The organism is Bermanella marisrubri (assembly GCF_012295615.1).
GTDB classification, from domain to species: domain Bacteria; phylum Pseudomonadota; class Gammaproteobacteria; order Pseudomonadales; family Oceanobacteraceae; genus Bermanella; species Bermanella marisrubri.
This window is the reverse complement of the sequence record NZ_CP051183.1, coordinates 640,876-663,775: the sequence shown is the minus strand read 5'-3', so window position 1 is coordinate 663,775 and position 22,900 is coordinate 640,876. Positions and strand designations below refer to the sequence as shown.

The window sequence follows — 22,900 nt, the reverse complement described above, 5'->3', positions numbered from 1 at the left end:
TGTTTTTCATGTGATTTTTTTGTTTGGCATATGGGTTGCTCTAACACCAGAGAACCCTTTCACTCTATTAAAGGAAATCACAATGAAAACATTAAAACCTGTTCTTTGTACTTTAGCGCTGGGCTCCATGAGTGCATTCGCTTCTGCAAATACATTGCAAAGTGAATCACAGTCTTTTCTAGAAGATACTTCTTGGTCTTTTGATTTTAGATATAGAACCGAGAGTGTGGATAAAGACAACAACCTAGATACCGCATTGGCCAATACATTGAAGTCTCGGCTGACAATAAAAACAGGAACGGCCTATGGATTCAGTGGACTGGTAGAAGGCGATAATACTCTACATATAACGGATGATTTTAACTCCACCGAAAACAATCAAGCCGAATATCAAAAAGTAGTTGATCCAGAGACGACTCAGATAAACCAAGCCTATGTGCAGTATAGTAATGCAGGTAATACCATCAAGCTAGGTAATCAGCGTATTCTTCTCGATAACCAACGCCATGTTGGCGGCGTTGGATTTAGACAGGACGAAGCAACTTTTGATGCAGTCTCAATCAGCAGCACGTACTTCGATAATACAAAGCTGTTTTTCGCAGTTGCTAACAATAGAAACACCATTAAAAATGAAAATACCGAAGAAGACATCATTCTTTTAAACGCTCAACATAACTATAGCGATAGCCTTAAAGCCACAGCCTTTTACTATAGCATTGAAACGGAATCAGGCTCGAACCTTGATACGTTTGGCCTTCGTTCCACTGGCGTTCTATCTAACAAAGCATCCTACGAAGCAGAAATAGCAACACAAGATGATGAAACCAATACAACTCTTTACTACCACTTAGCTGGTAGTTACAAGCTAGGAGCAATCAAAGCTACCCTTGGCCTCGAGACTCTAGGTAGTGATGATGGCGATGCATCTTTTAAAACTCCGCTTGGAACCAATCATAAATTCTTTGGCTGGAGCGATACTTATCTAGGTGCGCCTGATGGAAATGGCCTGCAGGATATTTATGTTAGCGCTGTCAGCAAACTAGCAGGCGTAAAACTCGTGGGTCAGTTCCATAGTTTTAGCTCAGTTGAAGATAGTACTGACTTAGGCACAGAGTTTGGTTTCTTGGCCGCCAAAAAATTTAAAAATTATGGCTTGAGTTTCAAGCTTGCTCAATTCTTTGCTGGTGATACAGGCGTGGACACCACCAAGCTTTGGCTTACAGCAACAGCTAAATTCTAAAAATCAAAGTTTAACCCTAGCACTAGGGAGCGATGTCTCCCTAGTAGCTAAAGAAATCATCAACCAATATGGAAATATAAGCATGAGATCGTTCATTGCATTAATCGTCCTATGCCTTAGCGTATTAAGCACACCCGCTTACAGCGAAGTTCAATCCTTATCGCAAGCCATTAATGAATCCGGTCGTTTGCGAATGCTTAGCCAACGTATGGCAAAATCAAAACTACTATCAGCCATGGAAATCCAACCAGAAAAAGCGCAAGTTCAATATCGAGATAGTCTTGCGTTATTTAAAAAGAATTTAGTGGATTTAATCATATTTAGTGATCAGGTCGACCAATCAGGTTCAATGAATGTTCAACTAAAACAAATACAATCGGCATTACAGGCTTTTACCAATATTAGCGAGAACTACGACATCACACCCTTGATTCCTAACTTGCTAATGACTAGCGATCAATTATTAATGCAATGCGAAACCTTGGTGACAGAACTCGAAAATATAGCAAATCGTCGCAGTGCCAAGTGGGTAAACTTATCTGGCCGTCAACGCATGCTTAGCCAGCGCATTGCTAAGCTCTACACTGCAATTGCACTTAGCAAGGATGAGACACACAAGGCGGATTTACAGCAAGCAGTGCAGGAATTTGAATCTGCCCTGAATCAACTGATCTCCTCCCCTGACAATACGCAATTTGTACGCTACAAGCTCAATAATGTCCTCACACAATGGAATTTCTCTAAGCAAGGTTTCCTAGCTCTAGAGAAGGGACAGAGCACTCCTTTGGTTATCAGTATCACGACGGAAAGTATCTTAAAACAGATGAACGATATTACGGCCCTGTATCAAGAAATCGACCTCAATAAAACGCGGTTGGCCGCAAACTAATATCGCACCAGCTGTGTGCGCGCCGTTTTTTATGCGTGCACCACAAGTGCACAACCGCATGAACAAGAACGCTTTAAATCACAAATTTTCTATAGAAATCAACAGCTTAACTAATTGGCACAAGGGTTGCTAAAGAAGAATCAAGTTAAAAAGTTTCAAGCTCTGCGCTTGCTAGGAGAACACCATGTCAAACAAGCAAGATCTTATCGTGATCGGCAACGGAATGGTTGGCCAAAAGTTTTTACAAACTTTAGCTGATAAAGGAAAGCACGAATCGTTCAACATCACCGTGCTTTGCGAAGAACCGCGACCTGCATATGATCGCGTCTATTTGTCCTCTTATTTTTCAGGCAAAACAGCTGATGACCTTAGCTTGGTTGAAAAGGATTTCTTCAATGACAATCAAATCGAAATTAAACTGAACTGCAAAGCTGAGAGCATTGATCGAGAAAATCAATTGGTGAAAACATCCCATGGTGAGAACCTTCACTATGACAAATTGATTTTGGCCACGGGCTCGTATCCTTTCGTCCCTCCTGTTGAAGGCCACGACCGAGAGCACTGCTTGGTTTACCGCACCATCGAAGATTTGGAAAATATTGAAGCGAGCGCCAAAGAATCAAAAGTAGGTGTTGTTGTGGGTGGTGGTCTACTTGGCTTAGAGGCAGCCAAAGCGTTAAAAGACTTAGGCCTTAAAACACATGTCGTAGAGTTTGCTCCTCGCCTAATGGCCGTTCAGGTTGATGACGCAGGCGGCGCGCTACTAAAACGAAAAATCGAAGAGCTGGGCGTTCAAGTACATACCAGCAAGAATACTCAATTGATTACCGATGGCGATACTCTCCGTCATAAGATGGAATTTGCCGACGGCGAGTCCTTGGAAACGGATCTTATTTTATTTAGCGCCGGTATTCGTCCACAAGATGCTATTGCTAAACAAGCAGAGCTTGAGCTTGGCCCACGTGGCGGCATCATTATTAACAATCACTGTCAGACGTCAGACGAGAACATCTACGCTATCGGCGAATGCGCACTTTGGGGTGGAATGATCTACGGCTTAGTCGCGCCTGGTTATGCCATGGCATCCGTCGCCGTTGATCACATCACGCAAACGGGCGATTCAGAATTTGCTGGTGCGGATATGAGTACCAAGCTGAAATTAATGGGCGTTGATGTCGCGTCTATTGGTGATTGCCATGGTCGCACCGAAGGTTCACTTTCATACGCCTACAATGACGAAGTCAATCAAGTATATAAAAAACTGGTTGTTAGTGCTGATAAAAAACAACTGCTTGGTGCCATTATGGTGGGCGAAGCAGAGGACTATGGCAACCTGCTACAAATGATGCTGAACAATATCGAGCTGCCAGAAAAACCTGAACTTCTCATATTGCCAAGTACTGATGGTATGGAAAAGCCGGCATTGGGTCCTGATGCTCTGCCAGAAACAGCACAAATATGTTCTTGCTATGACGTCAGTAAAGGACAAATCTGCTGCAGTGTTCAAGACGGTGCGCAAACCATTGGCGATGTGAAAGCATCCACCTCTGCAGCCACAGGTTGTGGTGGTTGTACTGCACTGGTGACTCAGGTCATGAATAGCGAACTCGAGAAACTCGGTGTGGAAGTCAATACCGATATTTGTGAGCACTTTGCTTATACACGACAAGATCTTTACAACATCATTCGCGTTGAAGGTATCGAGTCATTTCAAGAGCTATTAGAAAAACATGGCAAAGGTCATGGCTGTGAAATCTGTAAGCCCGCTGTAGGCTCGATACTCGCTTCTGTCTACAACGATTATGTCTTGGATGAAAAACACATCAGCCTACAGGACACCAATGATATTTATTTGGGTAATATGCAAAAAGACGGTACCTACAGTGTAGTACCTCGCATGCCTGGCGGTGAGGTAACGCCTGAAGGCTTGTTAGTTATTGGGCAGATTGCAAAAGACTTTGGTCTCTACACAAAAATTACCGGTGGTCAGCGTATCGATTTATTCGGTGCTCAATTGCACGAACTTCCGCAGATTTGGAAGCGTTTGGTAGACGCCGGTTTTGAAACCGGCCATGCATATGGTAAAGCACTGCGTACTGTAAAATCTTGTGTGGGTAGCACTTGGTGTCGATATGGTGTTGATGATTCCATGTCTCTCTCCATTGAAGTAGAGAACCGATACAAAGGTTTACGCGCCCCACACAAAATCAAATTCGCGGTATCCGGATGTACTCGTGAGTGTGCTGAAGCACAAAGTAAAGACGTGGGCATTATTGCAACGGAAAATGGTTGGAATCTCTACGTGTGTGGTAATGGTGGTATGAAACCACGCCATGCAGAACTACTAGCACAAGACCTCGATAAAGAAACACTGATCAAATACATTGATCGTTTTTTAATGTTTTACATTAAAACCGCAGACCGCCTACAGCGCACGAGTGTATGGCGCGATAACTTAGAGGGTGGACTAGATTACTTAAAATCCGTTGTAGTGGATGACTCACTAGGCTTGGCAGAAGAACTTGAACAGCAAATGCAGCATGTAGTGGGCACCTATCAATGTGAATGGAAATCGACTATTGAGAATCCAGAACGATTGAAGCGCTTTAAGCACTTTATCAATGCCGATGACACAGATAAAAACCTACAGTTTGTCAAAGAGCGCGGACAAATTAGACCCGCTAATGAAGATGAACGTTTAAAGAAAGACAACCTGATTACAGTAGGCTAGATCATGAGTGATTTTCAAAAAGCATGTTTAATTGATGATATTGATGCGGGCACAGGAGTTTGCGCCCTGATCAGTAACAAACAAGTGGCACTGTTTAGGCCGACAAAAGAAGCGAAAGTATTTGCCATCGACAATTTCGATCCAGTTGGAAAAGCAAATGTACTAAGCCGAGGCCTGATAGCGGATGTAAAGCAAACCTTAACGGTTGCCAGTCCACTCTATAAACAGCATTACGATTTGGCTACCGGTCAATGCCTTGAAGACGATTCAATCAGCGTACCGGTTTACGAAGTAAAAGTTGAAAATAACGAAGTTTGGGTCAAAGCCTAATCTGCGTTCAAACTCTTATCTCAATAAAGACTTCCCCTTGTTTTTATTGATTTAAGCTGACCAATTCTATCCGCACAGATTGGTCATTCCTTCGGACTTTTTATTGTCGGAAGTCCCTTTGAGTCATTATTTGCTTCTGCTGCAAGTAATGACTCCTTTTTTGCGGTAAAGGTTAAAGATCCATGTTAACAAGCAGTAATGGTCGTCAAAAATTAGCAGTCATTGGCAACGGCATGGCAGCAGCCAAGTTATTGCAAGAACTCGTATTATCTTCTCTGGATCAATACGATATTACGGTTTTTGGCAATGAACCCTATGCTGCTTATAACCGCATTATGTTGTCACCTTTGCTTGCGGGAGAGAAACAATTAAACGACATTATCACGCTTCCCCGTGACTGGTATACTGAGAACAATATTGACTTATATACAGGCTCGGAATACCACATCAGTAAAATTGAGCGCGGTAGAAAACGACTCACATGCTCGAACGGCGAAATATTTCAATACGATAAACTCGTGATCGCCACGGGTTCTCATCCGTTTATCCTTCCAATACAGGGAATCGAATTAGATGGTGTTTTGAGCTTCCGTGACATTGCCGATGTAAATAAAATGCTTAAAGCCACTGAATCTTATAAACGCGCTGTTGTGATTGGTGCTGGACTGCTCGGATTGGAAGCGGCCATGGGTCTTATGCAGCGCGGCATGGACGTAACCGTTGTGCATAATAGTGACATTCCATTAAATCGCCAATTAGATGAGCAAGCCGGGCGTCTATTGAAGGACAGTTTAATAGATCGTGGTTTACACTTTAAGATGGATGCAAATAGCCATCATATTGAAGGCTGTGGCAACCGCGTTCAACGTATTGTATTTGATGATGACTCGTTTATCGAAACCGATTTAGTGGTGATGGCCATCGGCATCAGACCCAATATTGAACTAGCACAACAGTCGGGCTTGCAATGCGGTCGCGGTATCCTTGTTAGCGATACACTGCAAACCTATGATCCATCTATTTATGCACTTGGCGAATGCATCGAACATCGCGGCGAAACATTTGGACTCATCGCTCCTTTATATGAACAAGCCAAGGTACTGGCTAATCATCTAAGTGAACATGGTGTTGCGCATTTTCAAACCCTACCAACAGCCACTAAATTAAAAGTGACTGGCATTTCGCTGTTTAGTATGGGCCAATTTATTGAACAACAGCATCATGAAGTTCAAACCTATTTTGATCCTCAATCTCAAGTATATAAAAAACTGGTCATTGAAAACGAGCAACTTATTGGTGCTGTTTTATATGGCGACGTAACTGATGGAAGTTTTTATAGCGAGCTGATTGAGCAAGAACGTGATATTTCTGAATTCAGAGATTATATAATGTTTGGACAGGCACTGTGCCACCAATCATTGCAAGAAAATGCACCAGAGGAAGCAGTAGCGTGAATCAAGCAATCAATACAACATGTGCTTACTGTGGTGTTGGCTGTGGTATAAAAGCCGATGTAAATAAAACAACGCGCGAAATTTCAATTATTGGTAGTGACCAACACCCTGCTAATTATGGGCGTCTGTGCTCAAAAGGCACAGCCCTTGGCAATACACTGGAAGAAAAAGGGCGCCTGCTCTCGCCACTCGTTAAAGGCCAAAAGACATCATGGTCAAGCGCAATTGATCACGTAGCTAACGGTTTTCAATCCATCATTGAACAACACGGCCCGGATGCCGTAGCGTTTTATGTTTCCGGACAATTACTCACAGAAGACTATTATGTTGCCAATAAACTTATGAAAGGGTTTATGGGCAGCGGCAACATAGATACCAACAGTCGTTTATGTATGTCTTCTTCAGTGGTGGGACATAAACGTGCTTTCGGTACCGATACCGTTCCAGGATGTTACGAGGATTTTGAAAAGGCAAAATTGATTACATTAGTCGGTAGCAATACCGCTTGGTGTCACCCGGTTTTATTCCAGCGCATCAAACGTTATAAAGCTAACAATCCAGATGTGAAAGTGGTGGTGATTGATCCGCGTAAAACTGCAACCTGTGATATTGCTGATTTACATATACCGCTCGCCTTGGGTACAGATAGTTGGCTTTTTAACGGACTTCTGCATTACTTGGCAGATAACGATTATTTAAACCAAGAGTTCATATACCAGCACTGCAATGGTTTTGATGCCGCATTAGAATCCGCTGCTTCCTCTAGTGCTGATCTTAAACACCTTAGTAAAATACTCAGCGTTGAACTCACTACCTTAAAGACCTTTTTCAAATGGTTTGCAAATACGGAGCAAGCGGTAACCCTGTACAGCCAAGGCGTTAATCAAAGTTCGAGTGGCAGTGATAAAGTCAATACGATTATTAACTGTCATTTAGCAACGGGGCGCATCGGCCGTCCGGGTATGGGCCCCTTTTCGATGACAGGCCAGCCCAACGCCATGGGCGGACGCGAGGTCGGAGGGTTAGCCAATACGCTTGCAGCCCATCTCGAATTCAATGATTCGGATATTGAGATCGTAAAAACATTTTGGGATGCGCCAAACATGGCACATAAGCCAGGGCGTATGGCTGTCGACATGTTTGAGGCCATTGAACGCGGTGAGATTAAGGCCGTTTGGATTATGGCCACGAACCCTGTAGTCAGTCTGCCCAACGCGGATCAAATCAAACGCGCTTTAAATCAAGCTGAACTCGTTATCGTCAGTGACTGCATAGAAAAAACAGATACGACGGCATACGCTGATGTATGCTTGCCCGCATTAGGCTGGAGTGAAAAAGATGGCACAGTAACTAATAGCGAACGTCGTATTAGCCGCCAACGCGCGTTACTTGAGCCCCTAGGTGAAGCAAAACCGGATTGGTGGATCATCTGTCAGGTTGCGCAAGCCATGGGCTTTAAAGAAAGTTTTGATTATCCCGATGCAGCCAGCATCTTCCGTGAACACGCTCAGCTATCTGGTTATAAGAATACACCAGAAGAACGCCTGCGTGACTTTGATATATCTAGGCTGTCCAGCATCAGCAGTGATGACTATGACAACCTAAACCCTTTTCAATGGCCAATAAACGATTCATACCCACAAGGCCGTGAGCGTTTTTTTGCACAAGGCGATTTCTTTACCCCGGATCGTAAAGCGAATTTTTTGGCCATTGAACCCAACCTGCCAAAAGAAAAAACCAGTAAGCAGTACCCCTTAAAGCTCAATACGGGTCGTATTCGAGATCAATGGCATACCATGACACGCACCGCACTGGCCGCTCAGTTAAACCAGCATATTAATGAGCCATTTTTGCAAATGCACCCCACTGATGCTCAGCAACAAAATGTCCACACAGGTCAAATTGTTCAAGTGACAAGCCAATGGGGACAAATGCTGGCCAAGTTAGAAGTCACCGACAATGTTAAACAGGGTGATGTATTTGCACCCATGCATTGGACAGAACAATTGAGTTCAAGAGGCCGAATCAATACCGTAGTGAATCCTCACGTCGATCCTTTTAGCAAGCAGCCAGAGAGCAAGCACACGCCAGTGAATGTGCATGCCTTTGACTTATCCATGTATGGCTTACTTCTTACTCGACAAGATCTATCTGTTGTTGACTGTGCTTATCAGGTCAGTATTCGTGGTGCTCATAGCCAGCAATATCAGCTAGCTCACCACCAGTGGCCTAGTGATCCCGAACAACAATTACTTGATTGGCTCAATATTCGTTCCCAACAGGACCTGGAAAAGCGGGGTTGGCAATGGATTCATTTCGCCGATGCGAGACGCCGCAACCATCGACTTGCCATTCTTAATGAGCATGGTCGCCTAGAAGCACTGGCCATGATTCAATCCAGCGCTATTGACTGCTCTACCACCTGGTTGCAGCAACAGTTTGCAAAGGAATCTCTGTCTGGCCGCGATAGACAAGCCCTATTGAGTGGACACGCGCCTGCTGGAGAAGACGTGGGCAATATCGTTTGCGCCTGCTTCAGTGTCGGTAGTAAAACCATCGAAGGTGCCATAAAGCAAGGCTGTCGCAGCGTTTCCGCTGTAGGCGAGCGACTCAAAGCAGGAACCAACTGCGGTAGCTGCATACCTGAAATCAAACAGCTCATCGCAAAAGCCTAATATTGCCCGCTTCGGGCTGATTAGAGCTCTACTATGGTCGAGTCTAGCCCCCGACGCACGAGCACTGTATAATCGGCGCCGGTTTTTTATTCACTCTGACACATAGGCGAAACGAATATGAGTTTTGATCAGATTCCTGTCGGCAAAGACGCTCCAGACGATATCTACGTAGCGATTGAAATCCCTGCGAATTCCAGCCCTATCAAGTACGAAATCGATAAAGATATGGGCGGTGCGCTCATGGTAGATCGCTTCATGGCGACGCCTATGTTCTACCCTGCTAACTATGGTTTCATCAACAATACACTAGCAGACGACGGTGACGCTCTTGATGTGTTGGTTATTACTCCATACCCAGTACAAGCGGGTTCTGTGATTCGCTGCCGTCCGGTTGGCGTATTGAACATGACAGACGAAGCAGGTGAAGATGCTAAACTGGTTGCTGTACCTCACAGCAAGCTAACCAAAATGTATGACGACATCAAAGATATCAATGATGTTCCTCAGCTTCTGCGTGATCAAATTTCTCACTTCTTTGAAAACTACAAAGACCTTGAAACCGGTAAGTGGGTAAAAGTTGAAGGCTGGGGCGATGCCGATGAAGCACGCCGTGCTATCGTAGGTGGCATTGCAGCCTATAACGGTCAGAAGTAATTCCTATTATTACCAACTAGGCCATTCTAAAAATGCCTGATGTATTGCAGATACATCAGGCATTTTTTTAGTCATTCGATTAACGCCCTGTCTTGATACACATTACCCATACCCTTTGCCTCAATCTGGATCATTGTTGTCCACCGCCAAGTCTTCACACCACAAAATAACTGAGTATTCATACTAGAAAAATTGCACCAATATTTTTCTTCATGAACTTTTTAACACTCAAAAATGCACCAAATCAGTTACAAATTGCGGTTTATTAACTCAAAACATAGATTTTCATGAATTTAGTAAATGTGGCACAGACTTTGAGAAGTAAAAGTTAAACGCGCGCGATTAATTTCACCCGACTCAAAGAATGAGGAAATCATGAAAGCCAAATCTATATTAAAGCGATTTATACGCTATACCAGTTTAAGCGTCGGCCTTAGCGTCGGCCTAATGAATTCAGTCTCTGCCGACTATCCGGAGAAAGAAGACCTAAAATTCGGTTTTATTAAATTAACAGACATGGCACCACTGGCCATTGCGAAGGAAAAAGGATTCTTTGAGGACGAAGGCCTTTACGTACAATTAGAAGCTCAAGCGAACTGGAAAGTTTTATTGGACCGAGTCATCACAGGTGAACTAGATGGCGCTCATATGCTAGCAGGTCAACCACTAGGGGCGACCATTGGTTTTGGTACACAAGCTCACATCATTACGGCGTTTTCCATGGATCTAAACGGAAACGGTATTACGGTTTCCAATGATGTTTGGGAAAAAATGAAAAAAAACATTCCCCATAAGAACGGTAAGCCAGTCCACCCCATCAAGGCCGATTACCTAAAACCGATCATTGATGATTATAAAAAAGACGGTAAAGCGTTCAATATGGGCATGGTATTTCCTGTCTCTACTCACAACTATGAATTACGTTATTGGCTGGCAGCTGGCGGTATCCACCCAGGATATTATGCACCGCATAAAGGCGATAATAGTGGCACCATCAACGCTGACGCAATGCTATCTGTGACGCCGCCACCGCAAATGCCATCGACTTTAGAAGCAGGCACTATTGAAGGTTACTGTGTAGGTGAACCTTGGAATCAGCAAGCCGTATTTAAAGGTATTGGTGTTCCTGTGATTACTGACTATGAAATTTGGAAAAACAATCCAGAAAAAGTATTTGGTGTCAGCAAAAAATGGGCTGATGAATACCCAATTACTCACAAGTCTGTTGTAAAAGCGATGATTCGTGCGGCTAAGTGGCTAGATGATAATAACAATGCAAACCGCCCAGAAGCAGTCAAAATCCTTTCTCAATCTAATTACGTAGGCGCAGATTACGAAGTCATTGCAAACTCAATGACCGGCACCTTTGAATATGAGAAAGGTGACAAACGTGAAGTTCCAGACTTCAACGTATTCTTCCGTTACAACGCGACTTACCCATACTACTCAGATGCTATTTGGTACCTAACGCAAATGCGTCGTTGGGGACAAATTGCCGAACATAAAGATGACTCTTGGTACATGGATATTGCGAAAAAAGTTTATCGTCCAGACATCTATGCTGAAGCAGCTAAAGAACTCATTGCTGAAGGTAAAATGAACGCGGCTGATTTTCCTGACTTTGCGAAAGAAGACGGCTTTAAGCCACCACAAACTGAGTTCATAGACAACGTCACATATGATGGCAGTAAACCAAATGCTTATCTCAATAAATTAAGCATTGGCCTAAAAGAAAAAGACGTTCTTTAAACTTCCCAATTAACCACCGAGTTTTAGGGCTACTGGCTCTAAAACTCATCAATGAAGGGGCAGTATATGACCTCCATGATTGCACGCTCGCGCTGGTTGATGCCTTGGATAAAGCTATTCCAAGGACAAGATATTAAACAGCAAAGCAATATTTTACTGAAGTCTTTAGGCATACCTTTTCTTGCCTTCATTATCTTTTTATTCCTTTGGGACGTTGCAGCAAAAAGTGTCGTAACTTCTCTGGGTCAAGTACCAGGTCCAGCACAAGTATGGCAACAAGCTGGAGGCCTGTGGCAAATTTATGAAGATGAGAAAACGAAAGAAAAAGCATTTTATCAACGTCAAAACGAACGCAATGAAGCACGAATGGCTAAGGACCCCAATTATGAACCAAGGGTTCGTGAGTACCGTGGCCGTGTTACCTTCATCGATCAAATCATCACAAGTTTATATACAGTTTTTACGGGTTTTCTTTTGGCTGTATCAATCGCGATTCCACTGGGTATTGCGACGGGACTCAGTAAAACATTGAATACCGCCCTCAACCCAATCATTCAGATATTTAAACCGGTATCGCCATTAGCGTGGCTACCGATTGTTACCATGGTAGTGAGTGCTGTTTATGTAAGTGACGACCCATGGTTTGAAAAATCATTTGTCACATCTGCCATCACAGTAACCTTATGCTGTTTGTGGCCAACGTTGATCAACACCGCCGTTGGTGTTGCTAATATCAGTGAAGACTTAATTAATGTAAGCAAGGTTTTACGCTTAAACTGGTTCACAAAGGTTCGTAAAGTCGTTTTACCATCAGCACTACCAATGATGTTTACAGGCATGCGTCTATCTCTCGGTGTTGGCTGGATGGTTCTAATTGCAGCGGAAATGCTGGCGCAAAACCCTGGCTTAGGAAAATTTGTATGGGATGAATTCCAAAATGGTAGCTCTGATTCATTAGGTCGCATTATGGTAGCCGTGATAACTATCGGTTTTATTGGTTTTATATTAGATAGCCTCATGCTCATGCTACAACGCTGGGTATCTTGGGAACAAGCAGATAAATAGGTGAATACTATGAGTCAACATCATTTACTAATCGATCATGTTTCAAAAGTATTCCCCACCGCTAATGGCGAATTTGAAGCATTAAAAGACGTTAACCTTAAAATCAATAAAGGCGAGTTTGTTTCTCTTATCGGACATTCTGGCTGCGGTAAATCGACGGTGTTAAATATTGTTGCGGGCTTACAGCAGGCCTCAAAAGGCGGCGTCATTTTAGAAGGTAAGGAAGTGAATGAGCCAGGTCCTGAGCGTGCTGTTGTATTTCAAAACCATTCTTTACTGCCATGGTTAAGTGCCTATCAAAATGTTGAACTAGCGGTACAGCAAGTTTTCAAAAAAAGCATGTCGAAATCACAAATGCATGATTGGATAATGTATAACTTGAAGCTTGTACACATGGAACATGCGAAAGATAAAAAACCCAATGAAATATCAGGTGGCATGAAGCAGCGTGTGGGTATTGCACGCGCTTTATCGATGGAACCAGAGATTTTATTGATGGATGAACCTTTTGGTGCCCTTGATGCTCTGACACGATCTCACTTGCAGGACTCTCTTATGGATATTCAACGGGATCTAAAAAACTCAGTGATTATGATCACACACGATGTGGATGAAGCTGTACTTTTATCTGATCGGATTGTAATGATGACCAATGGCCCTAGCGCTACCATTGGCGAAATTCTTGAAGTGGATCTACCTAGACCTAGAAACCGCTTAGAGTTAGCAAACGATGCTCGCTACAACCATTTTCGCGCGGAGGTATTAACCTTTTTACATGATCGCCATAGTTTACCCAGCGAATCTAAATTGAGCGCAAGTGCCTAATCATTAACTGCACATTTTCTTGACCGCGAAACTCGTTGACGTCAAGATCAAATACGATATGGACTCGGCTCAGGTTGCTCACATCCTGGGCCGATAAACCATGGCGTTCAATTGAAAATAGAATAGCATCTAAATAGCGATGATGGTTTTTGCTCGCTAAGGTAAGCTTTAGATGATTTTTTTCAGATCCAATTAAGCGATAATTAATCACATCAAATTCACCATCAAAAATTGGCTCTGGAAAATTCTGCCCCCAAGGAGCAACGAACTTTAGTTGCCTTGCGATATGAACATTATAATCCTCATAGTTGGGTTCACCATCAGTGATGATCTCATTCACTAACATATCTGCTGTCATAATATCTCTGGCAACCTGTTCAAAACAGGTTTCAAACTCTTTTAAATGCTTTTGCTGAATAGATAAACCGGCGGCCATGGCATGACCACCAAATTTTTGCAGAACATGGGGGAGGCGTTTCGCTACAAGATCCAAAGCATCGCGCATATGAAATCCTGGTATAGAGCGGCCACTGCCTTTTATTTCAAACTCACCACTTGCTAATGCTTCATTAGTTACATCATCACTTGCAGGGGCGAAGGCAATGACTGGACGAAATAGTTTTTCTTTGATGCGCGAAGCTAATAAGCCCACAACACCTTGATGCCATTGCGGATGATACAAACAATAAGTCGCTTGTTCTTGTTCATTTGATAGACTGGTGGTTTCTAATATTTTAAGGGCCTCTTTTTGCATTTGACCCTCTACACTTTTACGATCTTGGTTTAACTCATCTAAAGTTTCGGCTATATGCACAGCACGAGTGAACTCTTTGGATAGCAGACATTCGATACCAATACTCATATCATCCATTCGACCAGCAGCGTTCAAACGCGGACCTAACGCAAAACCAAAATCTTTACTGGTCAGTAAAGGTGCTTGACGTTTAGCTACTTGCAAAAGTGCTTGAACACCAGGTCTTGCCTGCCCTGCTCGTATGCGTCTTAACCCTTGCTCTACCAATATCTGATTGTTCCTATCGAGCGGTACAACGTCCGCCACCGTCGCCAGCGCCACCAAATCCAAATACTGCGCCATATTTAAATTTTTTGCAGTTTCATCACCTAAATTCATTCGATGTGCGCGCAACGCACACATAACATAAAAGACGACTGCACACCCGCAAGCAGCTTTAGAAGGAAATAAACAATCCGGTTGGTTGGGATTCACGATAGCATCCGCATTGGGCAATGAGTCTGCAGCAAGGTGGTGGTCGGTAACCAAAACCTTCATTCCCAGTTCATGGGCTGTCTCAACCCCCTCAAAACTGGAAATACCATTATCCACCGTCACTAGTAAATCAGGCTGATACTGCTCGTACGCTAACTGCGCGATAGCACTAGAGAGGCCGTAGCCAAATTCAAATCGGTTCGGCACAAGATAATGTACCCAATGCGCACCCAACTGCTGCAATGCATCAACGGCGAGCGCCGTACTGGTGGCGCCATCTGCATCAAAGTCGCCGATTATGACAATGCGCTGTTGAGAGCGAATGGCGAACTCAAGCATTGCCACAGCTTGATCTATGCCTTTTAGTGCTTGATATCCAGCAAGCTGGTTAAGCGAAAAACTCAAGTCGCCTGTCTTAAGTCCTCTACTATCAAGAACTCGTTCAATAATGGGTAACTCAGGATTAGAAAAGCGACGCGTTATTAGGCTTGTCATTATCTTTTTTAAGTAGTGCTCACAATCGGTTAACGCAATCACCAAAACGATAATGGGATGCGCATCTCTAAAAAATAAAGTGTAACAAATGTAAAAGTACTATACATGAGAAGTAAATTGATGATAATGACACTCAAATACGACTGATTATCATTATGAGGTATAATTAATGCAGTATAAGAAACTACTTGCCATAGCGATTTCAAGCGCTTTTGGCTCCTCACTGATGGCTAACGAAGCTCCGACCAATGAGACAGAGCAGCCTGCTAAACAACATGAAACAAAGCTCAACATGGTAAAAGTGGTTGGTAAAGCGACATCTGGGATCGATGATCTAATAGACCGCGAAATGCTAGACAATGTTCAAGCGAACGATCTCTCTGACGTATTTAGCCTTAACCCTGAAATTAGTGCAGGCGGATCAGTAGCAATGGCACAAAAGATTTACGTCAGAAATATCGGTGAAGACATGCTTAATATTTCCGTAGATGGTGCCGAACAAGCAGGAGCCGTATTTCACCATGCTAGCCGTGTAGTTATAGAGCCAGATTTATTGAAACAAGTAGAAGTGGAGGCTGGTGCCGGCAGTGCTACCGCAGGCTTTGGTGCTCTAGGAGGAGCGGTGCGCTTTGTAACCAAAGACCCTATAGACCTTCTTCGCGGAAACGAGTCAGCCGGAGCTAGCATCAAATCGACTTACTACAGCAACGGCGAGAGCTTTAAACACAGCGCCACCGCCTATGCTCAAGATGAGAAAAGCGGCCTCGGTGGATTAGTCAATTATATCAGTGCTGATCTGAATAACCGTGAAGATGGAGATGGCAATAAACTTCTTGGTTCAGAGTCTGAAAATGAAGTATTATTCGCTAAAGGTGTCGCACAAATCTCAGACGAACAGAAAATCTCAATTAGTGCTGAATCCCTTACACAAGAGGGTGACATAGCCTATCGACCCGAATGGATTCCTAGTAACTTCAACCCTACTACGCCGACGAAAGCAGAAAGGGAAACTTTCATCCTAAACTATCAATTCGATAGCTATAACCCTCTACTAGATTTATCCGTCAATGCTTATACGACAAGCGTGGAGCAAGAACGTGATCGCACATCTGATTGGGGCGTCGTCGTCAAAGCGATGGTCGAAACAACATCAGTAAGTATTGAAAACAAGAGCGACATCGGGTTCTCACAATTAATTTATGGTGTGAACTACCGAGAAGACTCTGCTGAGCTATATGAGTATGGGACTGAGGATGGAGAAGTCGCTGGAGCATATCTGCAAAGTATTTTAAAACTAGGTGAAAATACTACCGTGTCCACAGGTCTTAGATATGACGATTACTCTTTAAATGATGTCAATGGGCTAAACATTTCCGATTCAGGAGTAAGCCCTAACCTAAGTGCAAATTACTCTATTACACCAGAAATCAGTATAAGCGCAGGCTATGCCGAAGCAATGCGTGGTGCAACAGTTAAAGATGCGTACTTACTCGAAGCAGGAGGTAAGTACTTTAATGATCCAAACCTGAAAGCTGAAAAGGCTAAAAATACTGAAATAGCTATCGATTACTCGTCTGGTATTTTGAACGCATCCTTTGGTGCATATCAGTCTAATATTGAAGATGCATTAGTGAGCTCTGCTCCATGGAAAGAAGATATTACAAACTCAGACGATGATATTGAAGTTGATGGCTACTTTGCAAAGATGGGAATTCAAGAAAATGCATTTGACATCAGCGCAAGCCTACATATTTCTGAAGCCAAGCAAGCAGGTACGAATGTTATTCGCTATGTTCAAGGTTCGAACGCCTCTACAATTGGCGATACATTAGTTATTAACAGTAACTATCGCTTCAACCCTGATTTGACAATTGGTTGGTTGGCACAAATCGTTGATGATATAAAGCCATTCACCGTTCCAGTAGGGGCAGAAACGCTTACGGTAGAGAAACAAGGATACTCAACGCACGATCTCTACTTAAGTTGGTCACCACTTCGAAACAGAATGCTTCTGCTGAATTTAACAATGAAAAATGTATTTGATGAAACCTATCTTAGCCACTCTAGCCCCGAAGACTTGCAAGCCAATCCGGGATATGAAGGCATCGCAGGTAGTTTAGATCCTGGTCGCGACGTGAGACTCTCGGCAACAATCAAATTCTAAAAATTGATTACACATACGAGCAGCCTCAATCATATTAATGATTGAGGCTTTGTGGTTTAAAGAAATGGAAGAAAAAAAGAGAATATTAATCATCGAGGATGATCGATCAGTCAATGACCTTTTATGCGGCAATTTATCTAAGAAAGGATATCAAATAGAGGCAGCTTTTGACGGCGACCGAGGTTTAAAAAAGGCGATCAAAGAAGATTTTGATATCATTCTTTTAGACGTCATGCTACCCAAAATAGATGGTCTCAAATTATTGACTCTCCTACGTAGTGAAAAGCAAACGCCCGTTCTAATGTTAACCGCCAAAGGTGGAGAAGAAGATCGAATATATGGCTTTAAAAGCGGTGCTGATGACTATTTAATAAAACCATTTAGCATGACAGAATTAGATTTACGAATAAAAGCCATATTGCGCAGAACCCAAATTCAAAGAGAATTCTCAAGTAAAGAAGAATCCAAAAACTTTGAACTAAAGAGCATAGATAAAAAAATATACTTTAACAAAAAAAAGGGTGTCGTTCATATAAACAATAAAGAAATAGCTTTTACACCCATTGAATTCGAATTATTCTATGCTTTAGAAAAAGAAAAAGATGAAGTCGTTAGTAAGGCATTTCTATATCAGACCGTTCTTTTAAGAGAGTTCAGTCGATATGATAGAACTCTTGATATGCACATAAGTAAAATAAGAAAAAAGCTTACCGCTGCAGGCATGAGTAAAAATACAATCAAGACCATCCGTGGACAAGGTTATTACTTTGAATCAGACTAATATTCCTTTTCGGAGCGGGCTGTTTTCCCGACTATACCTCACTCTCACGCTAGCTAGTATTGTTTTGATTTGGCTCGTTTCAATCGTTGGCAATTACACCGAAGAGAAGCAAAGCCTTATTTCGAAGGAGCATAGAAACACTCTTCTAAACTATGCCCTTGAAGCGTCCGATCTAATCGATAAAAATAACATTGATCAACTTAAAAAGTGGACAGAGAATTTAAAAAGAAAAGAAGATACATGGGTTGCTATTTTAAAGACTGAACCAAAATGGTTAGTTGGTAATATAGATACAGATATCTTTCAAGGGATATCAGACCTAACCATAGGAAGAGATATTAATTACCCTATCCATCTTAATTTCAGCTACAACCCAGTCATGAAAATCCCCATTCCGGATTCACAATACAATCTCATGATCCAATTGCCCCAACACATGCGACCTGGAGCCTATTGGCATGTACTCAATACAACCATTCGTCTTGGTTTTCCTATTATATTAATCGCAATCATATGCTTCATAATATATCGCCACATTATCAATCCTCTAAAAATTATACAAAATGCAACTCAGAAAATAACCCAAGGCAGCTTTGACATTGATATAGATGAAAGTCTACTTTATCGCTCCGATGAGTTTGGCGATTTATCAAGAAGTTTCGGTACTATGGCAACGCGCATTGAAGTACTCATAAACAGACAGCGTCAGCTAATCCAAGACATTTCTCATGAGTTAAGAACGCCTATCACACGAATAAAGTTGATTTTAGATAGTGAGATAAAAACAGACATTTCACATCGCGTCGAGCAAGAAATTGATGGCATGCAACGATTACTCGAAGATACCCTAACTCTATCATGGCTCAATAACGAAAAAACAAAAGTTTTAAAGGAATCTATTGATCTCACATTACTCTTGGATTCTATTTGTGAAGATGCACGCTTTGAGTTTTCACGAGATGATATTGTCCTGAACATCCCAGATTCATGCATTATACACAACAGCAATCATAGGTCTGTTGGTCAGGCATTTGAAAATATTGTTAGGAATGCACTGAAATATACAAACCAAGGCACTCAAATTGTAATTTCCATGTCAGCAGAAAGAAGTTCTGACAAATCTAAATACGTTAATATTTCGATCTGTGATCATGGCTTCGGTGTTGAGGAGCAATATCTTGAAGAAATATTTGAACCATTCTTCCAAGTTGATTCGGCAAGAGATAAAAGCCAATCAGGATTTGGTCTAGGGCTTGCTCTAACAAAGCGTCAAATAGAAGCCGTTAGAGGAAGTATTTACGCAAGAAAAAATACACCATCAGGCTTATGCTTCATAATAAATTTACCATATCAATAACCCTTAAATTGTTAATGTAAAAAATGGTCTGCATTTGCCAACTGAGAACTATTAGGAAGATCATAAAGTTCAGAGCTGGTGGGATTAACATGACTCAGTCATGATCGTTTGGCAGGATAGTAATAGACTAAAGATTGATGTCGAACAAAACAATCTAATGCGAAAATTGCTTTATATACATAAAGGTATCGCTGGTGAAATCTGTGTTATTTTTTCAATTTTGTTTGGTATAAGTCTATTATTTAGTCTATTAAGCGGAAAGGTTGTCGCCCAAGAAATGCCTAAACTAAAACGGAATACCATTACTTTTCTGCTGGTAGGCACAGTTACAATCTTAATGATTTTCATCGCAAGCTAACTGAAAACGGCGCGATGTCTTTTGACAGCGCGCCGTTTTTACAAACGTATCGTATATACTACAAGACTTACTTGAACGTGTTCTCTGCAATAAACTCATGAACAACATCAAGATCTGCAGGTAACACGTGTAAACGTTCTTCACGTTCCATCAGATCCGTTAAGTGATGAGGCAACTCAGGCATATCAAAGCCTGCTTGCTTAACGGCATCTTCAAATTTAACCGGATGCGCTGTACCCAGAGTAATCATAGGAATACTGGTGTTACGGCGAGTTTCTCGAGCGGCTTTAACACCAATCGCTGTATGAGGATCCAGTAAGTAACCAGTTTCTTCATAAACCGCTTTCATTGTTTCTACAGTAGACGCTTCATCACAGGCATAGCTATCAAATAACTGGCGAGCTTTACCAAGCTTTTCTTCATCAAGTGATACGATATCTTGCTTGGCGTTCATGCGTGCCATAAGATCCGCCAGCGCCTTTCCGTCACGATCATAAAGATCAAATAGTAAACGCTCAAAATTTGAAGACACCGCAATGTCCATGGACGGTGTAATGGTGTGCAATAATGGACGCACTTCGTATTGGTTTTTACTCATTAAGCGATGCAATACATCATTGCTATTGGTTGCAATCACTAGCTGCTCAATAGGCAAACCCATTTTCTTGGCCATGTAACCGGCAAAGATGTCACCAAAGTTACCTGTCGGTACAGAATACGCCATGGGACGCAGCGGACCACCAAGGTTTAATGCCGAATAGAAGTAGTAAACGATTTGCGACATGATGCGTGCCCAGTTGATACTGTTTACTGCAACTAGTTTGCGTTCACCACGCAAAAAGCTTTGATCGCCAAAGCTTTTCTTCACCATATCCTGTGCATCGTCAAAGTTACCTTTGATGGCGATATTGTAGATGTTATCACCTTTTACTGTGGTCATCTGACGACGCTGCACCTCACTGACTTTTTCGTGAGGATGCAGGATAAAGATATCCACATTGCGACAGGCTTTGGTACCTTCAATAGCAGCACTGCCTGTGTCACCAGACGTAGCGCCCATAATCACAACTTTTTCATGGCGACGTTCGAGAACGTAATCCAGTAGGCGTCCTAATGTTTGCAATGCAAAATCTTTAAACGCCAAGGTTGGCCCGTGGAATAGCTCAAGCACGTATTCGTTGTGATCAATTTGCTGAAGTGGCGCAACCGCTTTATGACCAAACCCCGAATAAACTTCATCCAAAATTTTCTTCAGGTCTGCACTTTCCACACATCCTTCAACAAAAGGATAAATAACTTTGTGCGCAAGCTCGGTGTATGGAAGATCACGCCAAGACGCAATCTCTTCCAAGCTATAGTGTGGTACTTCTTTTGGTACATATAGGCCGCCATCTTCGGCTAGGCCTGTTAATAAGACTTCTTCAAAGCTCAACTCGGGAGCATTTCCGCGAGTAGAAATGTATTTCATCATGGTGTTCTTCACCCTGCTACACAGGTTTAATTAATTAAGATGCTCAACACGGATTTTTGTAACACTGCCGTTGATATCCCCGTAATCTTCAATTTCGGCGATAGCTTGGTTCATCACCTTTTCTTGGACCTTGTGAGTCAGCATGATAATGGGAACAAGAATTTCGCCTTCGGCAGGCTCTTTCTGAATAATGGCTTCGATGTTGATGCCGTTATTACTTAGGATACTGGCAACACGTGCCATTACACCGGCTTTATCCAAAGCTTGCATGCGTAAGTAGTATCCAGTTTCAACTTCTTCGATTGGCAATACGCGCACATCTTCTAAGCTATTAAACGCCAGTGGTTCAATAGAGATCTCTCGAGCGATATCAATAATATCCGCAACCACCGCAGATGCCGTCGGACCAGCCCCAGCACCTGGACCGCAGAATAACGTATCATTTACAGCGTTACCCTTTACAGCCACAGCATTCATAACACCGTCTACTTTAGCAATCATGTTGTCTAGTGGCACAAGCGTTGGATGCACACGCAAATCGATCCCAGTGCTGGTGCGCGCGCTAATCCCTAAGTGCTTGATACGATAGCCAAGCTCTTCAGCATATTGCACATCATCACGAGTAATTTTGCTGATACCTTCTGTGAAACAATTCTCAAACTGTAGCGGAATACCATAGGCAATAGAAGATAGGATGGTCAGCTTATGAGCTGCATCAATACCTTCCACGTCAAACGTTGGATCGGCTTCTGCGTAACCTAATGCTTGTGCTTCTTGCAGTACATCATCGAAATCACGCCCCTTGTCGCGCATCTCGGTCAAGATAAAATTACCCGTACCATTGATGATACCTGCGACACGCTCAATGTGATTCGCGGCCAAGCCCTCGCGAATTGCTTTAATCACAGGGATACCACCAGCTACGCCCGCTTCATATCCCACAGTCACACCCGCTTTTTTCGCCGCTGCAAAAATTTCGGCACCATGCACTGCAATAAGCGCTTTGTTCGCCGTAACTACGTGCTTGCCGTTCTCAATCGCCTTTAAAACCAGCTCACGAGCAACATCATAACCACCAATCAGCTCAACTAAGATATCGATTTCTGGATTCTCGGCTACGGCAAAAATATCATCCGTTACCTGTGTGTTACTGGTATCACAGGCAGGATTAGGGCGACGCGTACCTACCTGCTCAATAATAATCTCACGACCGGCACGACGTGCAATGTCATGATTGTTCTCAGTAAGTACATTGAAGGTGCCGCCACCGACGGTACCTAGGCCGCATATTCCTACTTTTACCGGTTTCACTACAGGGACTCCGTTTTTGTTTTGTGCCTGACAAAATAGACTCATCAGGAGGGTGTAAAAATTTGGTGGGAAAATATACCACAATAGCCACGCTACAGGCAGTGGCTTACGGAAAAAATCGTG

General features: G+C 42.8%; 16 protein-coding genes. 13 read left to right on the top strand and 3 right to left on the bottom strand.

Annotated elements, in window-relative coordinates:
• Positions 1-82 precede the first annotated feature (82 nt).
• From HF888_RS02975 to HF888_RS02930, 10 genes are all read left to right on the top strand, one after another.
• Positions 83-1,240 carry a hypothetical protein gene (locus HF888_RS02975; RefSeq protein WP_007016481.1) on the top strand — a complete coding sequence of 386 codons (1,158 nt, stop codon included), beginning with the start codon at positions 83-85 and terminating at the stop codon, positions 1,238-1,240.
• An 82-nt stretch (positions 1,241-1,322) separates the two neighbouring features.
• Positions 1,323-2,129, top strand: coding sequence for a type IV pili methyl-accepting chemotaxis transducer N-terminal domain-containing protein (locus HF888_RS02970; protein WP_007016482.1), 807 nt, complete (start codon positions 1,323-1,325; stop codon positions 2,127-2,129).
• 184 nt (positions 2,130-2,313) lie between these two features.
• Positions 2,314-4,860 carry a nitrite reductase large subunit NirB gene (gene nirB, locus HF888_RS02965; protein ID WP_007016483.1) on the top strand — a complete coding sequence of 849 codons (2,547 nt, stop codon included), beginning with the start codon at positions 2,314-2,316 and terminating at the stop codon, positions 4,858-4,860.
• Between the two features lie 3 nt (positions 4,861-4,863).
• Positions 4,864-5,190, top strand: a complete 327-nt coding sequence (gene nirD, locus HF888_RS02960; RefSeq protein WP_007016484.1) for a nitrite reductase small subunit NirD — start codon at positions 4,864-4,866, stop codon at positions 5,188-5,190.
• A 182-nt stretch (positions 5,191-5,372) separates the two neighbouring features.
• On the top strand, positions 5,373-6,644 hold the full coding sequence (locus HF888_RS02955; RefSeq protein ID WP_007016485.1) for an NAD(P)/FAD-dependent oxidoreductase: 1,272 nt from the start codon (positions 5,373-5,375) through the stop codon (positions 6,642-6,644).
• On the top strand, positions 6,641-9,319 hold the full coding sequence (locus HF888_RS02950) for a nitrate reductase (protein ID WP_007016486.1): 2,679 nt from the start codon (positions 6,641-6,643) through the stop codon (positions 9,317-9,319). Before HF888_RS02955 ends, HF888_RS02950 begins: the two co-directional genes overlap by 4 nt.
• 117 nt (positions 9,320-9,436) lie before the next feature.
• Positions 9,437-9,973: an inorganic diphosphatase gene (ppa, locus tag HF888_RS02945; RefSeq protein ID WP_007016487.1), complete on the top strand. Its 537-nt coding sequence runs from the start codon at positions 9,437-9,439 to the stop codon at positions 9,971-9,973.
• Between the two features lie 375 nt (positions 9,974-10,348).
• On the top strand, positions 10,349-11,722 hold the full coding sequence (locus tag HF888_RS02940; RefSeq protein ID WP_007016488.1) for a CmpA/NrtA family ABC transporter substrate-binding protein: 1,374 nt from the start codon (positions 10,349-10,351) through the stop codon (positions 11,720-11,722).
• Positions 11,723-11,788: 66 nt separating this feature from the next.
• A complete protein-coding gene (locus HF888_RS02935; RefSeq protein WP_007016489.1) occupies positions 11,789-12,787 on the top strand; it encodes an ABC transporter permease in 999 nt (332 codons plus the stop codon).
• A gap of 9 nt (positions 12,788-12,796) precedes the next feature.
• Entirely contained in the window at positions 12,797-13,612 is an 816-nt protein-coding gene (locus HF888_RS02930) for an ABC transporter ATP-binding protein (protein WP_007016490.1), read from the top strand.
• Here HF888_RS02930 and recJ read toward each other — a convergent pair.
• Positions 13,590-15,335, bottom strand: a complete 1,746-nt coding sequence (recJ, locus tag HF888_RS02925) for a single-stranded-DNA-specific exonuclease RecJ (protein WP_007016491.1) — start codon at positions 15,333-15,335, stop codon at positions 13,590-13,592. The genes HF888_RS02930 and recJ overlap by 23 nt on opposite strands.
• A gap of 169 nt (positions 15,336-15,504) precedes the next feature.
• Between recJ and HF888_RS02920 the strand changes: the two genes are divergently transcribed.
• From HF888_RS02920 to HF888_RS02910, 3 genes are all read left to right on the top strand, one after another.
• The gene (locus HF888_RS02920; protein ID WP_007016492.1) at positions 15,505-17,499 is read left to right on the top strand and encodes a TonB-dependent receptor domain-containing protein; all 1,995 of its coding nucleotides are present in this window, start codon (positions 15,505-15,507) and stop codon (positions 17,497-17,499) included.
• Positions 17,500-17,563: 64 nt separating this feature from the next.
• Positions 17,564-18,280 (top strand): response regulator transcription factor, encoded by a 717-nt coding sequence (locus HF888_RS02915; protein ID WP_040297419.1) that lies wholly within the window; start codon positions 17,564-17,566, stop codon positions 18,278-18,280.
• A complete protein-coding gene (locus HF888_RS02910) occupies positions 18,249-19,637 on the top strand; it encodes a histidine kinase sensor domain-containing protein (protein ID WP_007016494.1) in 1,389 nt (462 codons plus the stop codon). Before HF888_RS02915 ends, HF888_RS02910 begins: the two co-directional genes overlap by 32 nt.
• 425 nt (positions 19,638-20,062) lie before the next feature.
• Here HF888_RS02910 and thrC read toward each other — a convergent pair whose 3' ends face one another.
• Both thrC and HF888_RS02900 read right to left on the bottom strand, forming a co-directional pair.
• The gene (thrC, locus tag HF888_RS02905) at positions 20,063-21,463 is read right to left on the bottom strand and encodes a threonine synthase (protein WP_040297422.1); all 1,401 of its coding nucleotides are present in this window, start codon (positions 21,461-21,463) and stop codon (positions 20,063-20,065) included.
• 33 nt (positions 21,464-21,496) lie between these two features.
• The gene (locus tag HF888_RS02900; RefSeq protein ID WP_007016497.1) at positions 21,497-22,777 is read right to left on the bottom strand and encodes a homoserine dehydrogenase; all 1,281 of its coding nucleotides are present in this window, start codon (positions 22,775-22,777) and stop codon (positions 21,497-21,499) included.
• Positions 22,778-22,900 lie beyond the last annotated feature (123 nt).